Annotated in this window: 9 protein-coding genes; 4 read left to right on the top strand and 5 right to left on the bottom strand. The window is 62.6% G+C overall.

From position 1 onward, the window contains the following. The coding region (locus tag VK519_RS11580; protein ID WP_324349943.1) for a DUF2501 domain-containing protein at window positions 1-545 on the top strand (545 nt) is incomplete at its 5' end. A gap of 4 nt (window positions 546-549) precedes the next feature. Here the strand turns inward: VK519_RS11580 and VK519_RS11575 are convergent. Continuing rightward, window positions 550-1,509, bottom strand: a complete 960-nt coding sequence (locus VK519_RS11575; protein WP_324349942.1) for a helix-turn-helix transcriptional regulator — start codon at window positions 1,507-1,509, stop codon at window positions 550-552. 85 nt (window positions 1,510-1,594) lie between these two features. Between VK519_RS11575 and VK519_RS11570 the strand changes: the two genes are divergently transcribed. Together VK519_RS11570 and VK519_RS11565 are read left to right on the top strand one after the other, a co-directional pair. Then, complete coding sequence (locus VK519_RS11570) at window positions 1,595-2,002, top strand: GFA family protein (protein WP_324349941.1); 408 nt, start codon at window positions 1,595-1,597, stop codon at window positions 2,000-2,002. Between the two features lie 78 nt (window positions 2,003-2,080). Beyond that, complete coding sequence (locus VK519_RS11565) at window positions 2,081-3,073, top strand: glycoside hydrolase family 43 protein (RefSeq protein ID WP_324349940.1); 993 nt, start codon at window positions 2,081-2,083, stop codon at window positions 3,071-3,073. Here the strand turns inward: VK519_RS11565 and VK519_RS11560 are convergent. Beyond that, window positions 3,067-4,011, bottom strand: a complete 945-nt coding sequence (locus VK519_RS11560) for a LysR family transcriptional regulator (RefSeq protein WP_324349939.1) — start codon at window positions 4,009-4,011, stop codon at window positions 3,067-3,069. The genes VK519_RS11565 and VK519_RS11560 overlap by 7 nt on opposite strands. Before the next feature lie 79 nt (window positions 4,012-4,090). Between VK519_RS11560 and VK519_RS11555 the strand changes: the two genes are divergently transcribed. Further along, a complete protein-coding gene (locus VK519_RS11555) occupies window positions 4,091-4,966 on the top strand; it encodes an SDR family oxidoreductase (protein WP_324349938.1) in 876 nt (291 codons plus the stop codon). Window positions 4,967-5,017: 51 nt separating this feature from the next. Here the strand turns inward: VK519_RS11555 and VK519_RS11550 are convergent, their stop codons facing one another. The 3 genes from VK519_RS11550 to VK519_RS11540 form a co-directional block, all read right to left on the bottom strand. Beyond that, the gene (locus VK519_RS11550; RefSeq protein WP_324349937.1) at window positions 5,018-7,951 is read right to left on the bottom strand and encodes a TonB-dependent receptor domain-containing protein; all 2,934 of its coding nucleotides are present in this window, start codon (window positions 7,949-7,951) and stop codon (window positions 5,018-5,020) included. Between the two features lie 196 nt (window positions 7,952-8,147). Continuing rightward, window positions 8,148-9,125: a TolB family protein gene (locus tag VK519_RS11545; protein ID WP_324349936.1), complete on the bottom strand. Its 978-nt coding sequence runs from the start codon at window positions 9,123-9,125 to the stop codon at window positions 8,148-8,150. Between the two features lie 16 nt (window positions 9,126-9,141). Next, window positions 9,142-9,910, bottom strand: a 769-nt coding sequence (locus VK519_RS11540) for a TolB-like translocation protein (RefSeq protein WP_324349935.1), incomplete at its 5' end; no start/stop codon positions are given.

The following is a 9,910-nucleotide window of genomic DNA, read 5'->3' as shown; positions in this document are numbered from 1 at the left end:
CTTTACACGGAGGCACGCTCATGAAGATGCGGATCGGTGTGATTGCCCGGATCTGTGCAGGCGCATCGTTATTGTTGGCTGGCAGCGCGGCAGCCCAGGATTTAAGCAAGCTCGGCGGCATGCTCGGTGGTGGTGGAACTTCTATGAAGTCCGGCAGCATGGGCAATGTCACAGGCCTCCTGCAGTACTGCGTGCAGAGCAATTACCTGGGCGGGAATTCCGGCGCCGCGGGTATCAAGGACCAGTTGCTGGGCAAGATGGGAGGTGCGTCATCCACGCCCATGGCGGGCGGCGATACTTCTGCGAGCAAAGGCAACATGTTGTCCAAGCTTACCGGTGGCTCGAACGCGAGCAGCCAGGGCAGTGGTACCGCCACCAGTGATCCGTCTTACCTGAGCGGCGCAAAGGGCATCCTGCAAGGCAGCAATGGCAACTCGGTCGACTTGAACAGCCTCGGCGGCGGCAATAGCGACCTGAAGTCCAAGCTCACCACCAAGGTATGCGACACCGTGCTCAAGCAGGGCAAATCATTCCTGGGCAAGTAATGCCCTAGCGCGAACCAACACCCATCGCCCGCGCAAAGCGCGCGGCGATGTCGCGCAGTCCCGCTGCAATCGGCGGATCGTCCAGAAGCTCCGCTTCCACGCCCGCCATGATCGCCAGGCTCGCCACCCCAAGGGTGGAATCCGCACCGGTGGTAAGGATGCACGTGTTCTTCGTTTCGGCCTCGAGTACGCCGCACCAGGCTGGAATACGCGCTGAGAGTTCAGTAAAAGAACCTTGCAGGCGCAGCCGGATGCGATGCTCGAATGGCGCGATGGCGATGGCCTGTTGTATGTAGGCTGCGGTCCCACCAGGCGGCTCGGACGGTTCGAAGGTGGATCCTGTTGCCTCGGGTGAACGGATCCGGTCGACGCGGAAACTGCGCCAGTCGGCACGCTCGACGTCCCATGCCACCAGATACCATCGGTAGCCGAGTCTTGCCAGGGAGCAGGGCTCCACCAGGCGGCCGGTAATGGCGCCTTCGTGGCTTGCGTACTCAAAGCGCAGGCGGCGGTGGTCACGGCAGGCGGCAGCGATAAGGGTAAGTGCCGCGGCGTCGGCTAGAGGCGCCATGTTGTGCAGGCTTACCGTCACCGCCTGTATGGCCGTGGCGCGATCGCGCAGGCGCGCCGGCAACATCTGGCCAAGCTTCTGCAGCAGCGATCGTGCTGCGGGTTCCAGATTGCCCACCATGCCACTGGCTGCGTGCAGCGCCACCGACAATGTCACTGCCTCGTCGTCGTCCAGCAGCACCGGCGGCATTGAGGGCCCGCTACCCAATGCATAGCCTCCGCCGTGCCCCGCGCTGGCATGCACGGCATAGCCAAGCGCACGCAACTTGTCCACATCACGCCTGAGCGTGCGCGGGTCTATCTCAAGCCGTTTGGCGAGGTCCGCACCGGGCCACGCTCGCCGCTGCTGAAGCAGGGAAAGCAGACGGAGCAGGCGGGCAGAGGTCGGCAGCATGGGGGAAGTGTATCTTCGCGGACCGTTTCTGTCCGCAAAGCGGTCTTATCTTGGGCAACACATTCCCTCGCACCGGAGCACCCCGATGGCCACCTCCACCCATACCGGCAGCTGCCACTGTGGTGTCGTCCGTTACCAGGCCGAACTCGACGTGGAATCGGGCAGCGGCAAATGCAATTGTTCGATCTGCAGCAAGGTTCGGCTGTGGGGCATGATCGTGAAACCCGAGCAGTTCAAGCTGCTCAGTGGCGAAGATGCGTTGTCCGACTACCAGTTCGGCACGCACAGCATGCACTGGCTGTTTTGCAAGCACTGCGGCGTGCATGCCTTCGGCAAGGGAAACATTGCCGAGCTTGGCGGCGAGTTCATCTCGGTGAATCTGGCGAGCCTTGATGACATGTCCCCCGAGGCGCTGGCGGCCATTCCCGTCAGGGTTGCCGACGGCCGTCACGACAACTGGTTGGAGTCGCCCGCCGTCACGAGCTATCTCTGACCGTCGGTATCATATTGCCTCGATCTAAATGGCGAACGTTGCTACGATCCGGCACTGATGGCGGCTCGGAGATTCAACATGCGCTTTGGAAAGGTTTTCATGGGCGTGGTGCTCGCTGCGGCGACCGCCACGCCCACATGGGCGGCTACGCCGCCGGCGGGATACTCGGGCAATCCCGTGTTCCCCGGCTGGTACGCCGACCCGGAAGCCGCCATCTTCGACCACCAGTACTGGATTTATCCCACCACATCGCTCAAATACAGCGCGCAGTTGGGTTTCGATGCATTTTCCTCGCCTGATCTGGTGCACTGGACCAAACACGCCGATGTCCTGGACATCAAGGACATCGCGTGGGCGAAGAAGGCCCTGTGGGCACCGGCGATGATCGAAAAGGGTGGCAAGTACTATTTCTTCTTCGGTGCCAACGATATCCAGAGCGACAAGGAACTCGGTGGCATCGGCGTGGCAGTCAGCGACAAGCCCGAGGGGCCTTTCAAGGACCTGCTTGGCAAGCCGTTGATCGGCGCCTTCCACAACGGTGCCCAGCCGATCGACCAGTTCGTGTTCAAGGACGATGACGGCACGTACTACATGATCTACGGCGGCTGGAAGCACGCCAACATCGTCAGGCTGAAGCCAGACTTCACCGGCGTGGAACCGATGGCCGACGGCACCGTGTTCCGTGAAATTACCCCGGGGCCGGAATACGTCGAAGGCCCGATGATGTTCAAGCGCAACGGCAAGTACTACCTGATGTGGTCCGAGGGCGGCTGGACCGGCCCGGACTATTCCGTGGCCTACGCCATTGCCGACAAGGTCACCGGCCCGTTCAAGCGCATCGGCAAGATCCTTCAGCAGGATCCGAAGGTCGCCACGGGGGCAGGGCACAACTCCCTGTTCCATGTGGCCAGGGACGACAGCTGGTACATCGTCTATCACCGGCATCCATTGGGCGATACCGTCGGCAACGACCGCGTAACCTGCATCGACCGCATGTACTTCGACAAGGATGGCCAGATCCTTCCGGTGAAGATCACCAACGAGGGCGTGAAGGCCAACCCGCTTCAGTGACCGCGCTTGTACCCTGCGGCAACCGCGGGCACGGGTGCCTGCGGCGTGGCATAGCTGTCGCAAAGGTAGTTCACGAACGCCGATACCTTCGGGCTTACCAGCCTGCGTGAGGCATGCAGCACCCAGGCTTCCGCCTGGCCCTCGCGCGCTTCGCCCCACATCACCAGGCGCCCACTTGCCAGGTCATCCTCAACGATCGAGCGTGCCAGCATGGCGACGCCTGCGCCCTCACGCACCGCTTCGCGCATCAGCAGCGGCGTTGAAAACCACATGACGCCGCGCGGCCGGTAGGTCATCTCGCGCTTGCCGTCGACGACTGTCCACGACGACGGATCGTTACCCACGCGCAGCACCGCCGGCACCGATGGCGCGGGTTTGCCACGCGCGGCTTGCCTGGGCCGCGGTAACGAGGGAGAGGCCACCAGGACGATGCCCGCGCGCAGGAAGCAGCGACCCACCAGTGTTTCGTCCGGCGCGGGATTCACCCGCACCACCACGTCGTAACCATCTTCGGCGAGGTCCACGAAGCGGTCATCAGCAGTCACGTCCAGTTGGACGTCCGGATAGGTCCTGGCGAAACCCGCCGCGATGCGGCCCAGTGCCGAGTGGGCAAAGAAGAGCGGCACGTTCACCCGCAGCCGGCCGCGCACCCGGCCCATGCCCGCAGCTACATCGTTGCCGGCCTCGGCGATTTCACCCAGCAGGCCCTCGGTGCGCGCATGCAGCATCGCACCCTCGTCGGTGAGCCGCAGTGTCTGCGATCCGCGCTCGATCAGGCGCACGCCCAGGCTCTCCTCCAGTTCACGGACCCGGCGTGACAGTGTCGCCTTGGGTTGTCCCGTGGCGCGGCTGGCGCGTCCGAAACCGCCGTGAAGGGCTACCAGGTTGAAGAACGACAGCGCCGAGAGGTCCATGGTGGTGTTCCAAATTCGGGACAAGGTATCTCAATATTAGGTCTTATGCACCACCTACGGAACACCTATCTTGGGGTCACCCCAAGCCAAAGGAGTCATTCCCATGAGCATCCTCGTCACCGGTAGCACCGGCAAGATCGGCTCGCAAGTCGTTTCCAAACTCGTTGCCAAGGGCGCCCAGGTACGCGCCCTGACCCGATCCCCCGAAAAGGCGACATTCCCTGCGGGTGTCGAAGCGGTCAAAGGCGACCTGCTCGATACCACCGGCGTGCGCACAGCCCTTCAGGGTGTAAGCACGCTGTTCCTTCTGGTGCCGAACTCTCCCGATGAAATCACCCAGGCCATGAACACCGTGGGCCTGGCGCACGATGCCGGCGTGCGCGGCATCGTGTACCTGTCGGTGACGCGCAGCGACGTATTCGCCGACGTGCCGCACTTCGCCTCCAAGCACGCCGTGGAGCGGATGATGAAGAAGGTCGGCCTGGAAGCCACCGTGCTGCGGCCTTCGTACTTTTTCCAGAACGACATCGGCCAGAAGGAGCCGATGCTTGGCGGCGGCGTGTACGTCTCGCCCATCGGCGAGAAGGGCGTGTCGATGGTAGACATCGACGACATCGCTGAAGCCGCCGCGCGCGAACTGCTCCGCCGCGAAAAGTCCGCCACGCCTTTGCCCACCGAAGTGTATGAGCTGGTCGGGCCTGATGCTCTCACAGGCGATGCCGTGGCCCGCATCTGGACCGAGGCGCTCGGTCGCGAGGTGAAGTATGGTGGGAACGACCTGGATGCCTTCGAGAACAAGATCGCGCAGTTCGCGCCGGGCTGGATGGCGTACGACATGCGCTTGATGATGCATCGCTATCAGAAGGATGGCGCAGCGGCCTCGAAGGGCGATGTAGAGCGCCTTACGGCACTCCTGGGACGGGCGCCACGCAGCTACCGCGACTTCGCGCAAGCCACGGCAAAGGACTGGACGGCCTGACCAGGCATAGGCCCGGCGCGCACGGCGCCGGGCCCATCGGTGCACGGATGCTCAGTCCAGCTTGTAGTTGAGGTTCAGGAAGATCTCGCGGCCGTTGTACGTCGCTCCCTGCAGGTTCGAGATGTATTCGAAGCCGCCTGCGTCGTATGGGATCTCGCCAACCTTGTTGAAAATGTTGTTGACCTGCAAACCAACGCGCACTTTCGGGGTGAAGCGGTAACCCACCGAGCCGTTCCAGACGATCCAGGGCCCCAGGTCGTTGAGGTAGACCGAGCAGTCCGGGTCGCCGAAGGAGGGCTGGATGCCGTTGGCCAGGCGGCGGCAACTGTTATAGCCCGGCGCGCGGACCGAGCCGTTGCGCTCGCCGTAAAGCGAAGCGTCCCAGGGCCCGTCGTTCCACGTCAAGGTGCCGGTGACCTTGCTCGCCACGTGCTGGTAGCGCGTGTTGAGCAATGGATCGGTCGGCAGTGTGCGCTCCTTGTACGACAGGTTGTTGGTGTACTCCAGGTCGAGGGAGAATTTCCCATAGTCGTGGGTTTCGAAGTTGTAGCGCACCGAGGCGTCGACGCCGCTGACGTAAAGCGAGCGCTCGTTGATCGGGCCAACGAAGATGTCGGTGATGTTACCGGCGCTGTCGCGATGCACGTTGGCGATGGCCAGGGTGCAGTACTCCGACCCTAGCGCATGATCGGTATATGCCGCGCCGGTGATCGTCAAGCCGGTACGGCAGCCAGCCTCATCGGTCAGCAGGGTTTGCTGGTCGATGTAGTTGATGGCGTTCTTGATACCCATGTGCCAGTAATCGGCGGCCACGGACAGGCCCTCGACGCCGGGAATATCCCAGACGAAGCCGTAGGTCCAGGAGTGGCCGGTCTCGGGCAACAGATTGCGGCTGCCGCCGGAATGCTGGGTAAAGTATGTGGAGTGCTGGCTGGGCTGGCAGGAAGCATCGTGGGTCTGGGTGATACACAGGTAGGGATCGCCATAGATGCCCACCGGCACCTCCGAGTCCGTCTGGTAGATCGCCTGCATGTCCGGTGCATGGAAGTTGGTGCCATAGCTTCCGCGCAGCAGCAGGCCTTCATAAGGGCGGAACTCAATGCCGCTACCCCAGGTGCGGGCGATGTCGGCGATCGATGCATCCTTGTACTGGTCGATACGGCCAGAAATGGTCCATGTCAGCATCGACGAAAGCGGTACCCGGAATTCCGATCCCACCGAATGGCGGTTACGCGTACCGCCGCCGGTGTTGTAATCCTGGAACGGGTCGCCGAAGGTGGTGGTGCTGCCACGCGGATCCGGCGAAAGCTTGTAGCCCTGGTAGTTCTCTTCCAGCACCGCCGCCCAGCCTACCGGGCCTGCCCAGGTATTGAAGAGGTCGCCATTGATGTTGAAGGTGGCCTGGTCCATCCAGGTTGCCGAACTGTTCTGGCCATTCACGCCGAAGGTCGAATACTCAGCCGGGGTGATCGGACTATAGAAGCGTTGCTGGTTCAGCGCATAGGTCGGGTAGGCCGTGCCGCCGATCGTCGTCGTGCCCAGTTGCGGGCCGAAGAAGTAATCGAACATGCCCTGTTCGTTCAGGCCTGTGTAGTTCTCGTGCACGATGTAGCGCGCCGAGCCAAGGTCAAGGTTCCAGTTGAACTTCCCGTCGAACATCGTGCCCTGGACGCCGGTATGGAAGTCCCAGTTGAGCTCGCGGTCATGCGTGTTGCCATAGGTGCCCATCTCGTTGGGCGTGAGCTGGCGCAGGTAGTTGCTGATCACCTGGCCGGTGGTGCGGTCGTAGAAATTATTCGGCAGGCCGCCCATCGGGTACAGGAAGGGCAGCTGGGTATTGGATGTGCCGATGGTCTGCCAGATGCCCAGCGAGGCGTAGGCCTGCAGGCCGTTGCTGAAATCCTTCTCGCCGTAAATGTAGCCATCGTTGCTCTGCAGGCCCGGTGTCAGCACCCAGTTGCGGAACAAGGCATTCTGCTGGCAGAACGATCCGCCATCGGTCACTTGCCCCGGCAACACGGTGTGGCCGTCGGTGGCCACGGTACGCTTGTTGTAGAGGCTGAAGTTGTTGCCAAACTGATTGCAGGCGCCTGCCGGCGGCGTAATGAAGTTCCCGTCACTGTTGCCCAGCATCAGACCTGGGTAATTCTGGAAACCGAACAAGCGCTTGTTCTCGTCCCAGCTGCCGTAGCCGGCATCATCTTCCGAATCGGTATAGGGACGGTCGCGGCCCCACAGCGGGCTGCGATTGGTGTGCTGCAGGTTATAGACCACGTGCCAGTCGTCGCCGCTGCGGCCTCCGACCAGGTTGATGTCGCCATACTTACGCCCACCGCGCGTGGCGCCGCCGCCTGTCACCGTCAGATCGTCGCCCTGGTAGTTCTTCTTCAGGATGATGTTGACCACGCCGGCGATGGCGTCCGATCCATAGATCGACGACGCACCCGAGGCCAGGATTTCCACCCGGTCGATCATACCGCTGGGAATATTGTTGTAGTTCTGGAAGGTGCTCTTGCCGTCGGCCGGCTGCGGATAGTCGGCCACGCGATGGCCGTTCACCAACAACAGGCTGTGGTCGGAACCAAGGTTTCGCAGGTTCAGCTGGCGGGCATTCACCGACGAAGCACCCCAGCTGGGCGCGGTCTCGGACATGCCGGCCTGCGGGATGGACTGCGCGAAGTCGTTGAAGGTCTGGAAGCCCTGCGCCTTGATCTTCTGGTCGGTAACGATAAGCACCGGCGCCGGGCCTTCGATCTCCGAACGGGGAATTCTTGAACCGGTAACCACCACCTTGTCCAGGTCCACCGCCTTCTGTTTCGACGCGTCGGGCGAAGGCTGGGTGGCGGGTGCCGGCGCGGACTGCTGTGCCAGCTGTGGCGCGTCGTCGGGCGGCGCGGCAGCCGCCTGTGCGAACGCGTGAGGCGCGAGCAGCGCCATGGCCAGCGAACTGGCCAGTGCGCTCCGGCGCACGAAAATGTTGCTCATCGATTTAAACCCCTCAATTTGATACCCGGCAGGTAAGTGCCCCCCGGTGGCGAAGATATGAGATTTTTAAATCGTGGCAAGTCGCATTGCAGCATTATTACGAGCCGCAATACTGCTGTCCTCGGCAGTGAAATCGCAGGAACTTGCGGCAGTGCAAAAATTAGAAGGAATCCCTGGCAGTGACGCTGCCCTTCGTTCAGTGATCGATGCCATGGGCGCGCAACACGTCGGCGATGTCGAAACGCCAGAGGTTGCGCGATCCGTTCATGGGACCGGACAAGCGCGCCTGCAGCGATGCGGCCGTATCCTGCTTCTTCGGGAAGGCCACCTCGGCGCCGCGGTCGCTGGAGAGGTAGAGTTCGCCAAAGTTGTGTCCGAGCGAAGGTGCGTTCTCCAGTGCCTTGCTGTTGATTTCGCCGCCCAGGTGCTCGGGCTTGCCCCAGCTTCCATCGGCCTGGTGGAAGGAGACATAGAGATCCGCGCGGCCGAGCGAGTCACCTTCGTTGCCGGCGAATACGATGAATCGCTCTGCAGGATCGACGGCCGGATCCATGCGGTTGTTGGCCACGTCGCCCAACGGCACGAGTTCCGGCGTGGCATAACCGTCGCCTGCGCGGCGCGCCACATAGACCTGGTAGGCCTTGCCCGAGTCCGGGCGATGGGCCGAGAAATAGATATTCCCGTTGGCGGCAATGGATGGGTTGTAGATCATCGCGCCATCGTTCAGGGCGCCATCCACATGCACCGGCGCTCCCCAGCCGCCACTGGCGTTGGCCTGGACGTACCACAGGTTCGTTCCGGGGAAATCGTGGCCGGCCATGCTGGCAGTGACCGCGGCGGCGCCTGGATGAGCTGGCCGATTGGAGACGAAATACAGCCGCTTGCCATCGGGTGAAAGCGTGGGTTCGGAGTCGTGCCACTGCCCGGAGAACGGAGCAACCTCGGGCGTGCCCCATGTCGTGCCTCGCCTGTGCGAAACCATGATCGTGTCGTCGCTCTCGCCCATATCTGAACGCATGAAGCACAATGTATTACCGTCGGAGGTCATCGCCACCGACGTCTCCTGCAAGCCGGTGGAGATCACGCCGGGACCCACCAGTTCTCCCGCCAGGAGAGGCGATGCGCTCGCGCCGGATGCGATCAAGGTGGCGAGGGCGAGTTTCTTCAGGATCATGTCTTGCTCCTTGGGGTTAGCGGCAGGCGTGATTGGGGGCGTCGAGCCAGGGCGCCAGCGGGACTTGCCAGATATGGTCGTCGCCGTTGTCCCAATCGGCGCCGGCATGGGCATCCGATGGCGGCAGCTTACGGTCGCTATAGAAAAAGAGGGTGCGATGATCTGCACCCAACTGGGCGCCCATGCTGTGCTTTCCGCCGTTCACCGTGTCGCCCAAATCGCAAGGGGTGCTCCAGCCGTCGTCGGTTCGCCACGACAGGGCCAGGCGATACGGCTCCTTGGGCGAGTGCTTGATGCTGTAGACCATGAAGGATTGATCCGGCGCGATCGCCGGATCGCGGATAACCGCCTGTGCATCGCCAATGTCGAGCGTTTGAGCAGGGGCGAAACTTCCGCCCTTCGGTGTCGAATGCATCGGCTTGAAGTCGCCGCTGCCGGTGCAACCGATGTAGTACACGGTGCCATCGGCGGCGACGCTTGGCGCGAAGGTCATCGAGCAGCTATTGACGACATCGGGTAGCCGGGCAGGCGTGCCCCAGTCCGTGCCGTGGCGGTCGACGCGCCAGATCGCCATGCCAAGGCCTATGCGTGTGGTCCCGTTACGCACCGCGTCGATCGCCTTGCCGCCAGGTGCCGTTGGCCGGTTGGACACAAACAGCAGGTATGAACCATCCGGCGCCATGGCGGGGTCGAGGTCGCGCCATTGGCCGGAGAAAACCGCCACCTGCGGCTTGGACCAATGGCCATGCTCACGATGCGACAGCATCAGGGTAAAGTTGTCGGTG

The organism is Pinirhizobacter sp., from assembly GCF_035317885.1.
Taxonomy (GTDB): domain Bacteria; phylum Pseudomonadota; class Gammaproteobacteria; order Xanthomonadales; family Rhodanobacteraceae; genus Pinirhizobacter.
The sequence above is the reverse complement of the archived record's forward strand: the minus strand, read 5'-3'. Positions and strand labels throughout refer to the sequence as shown.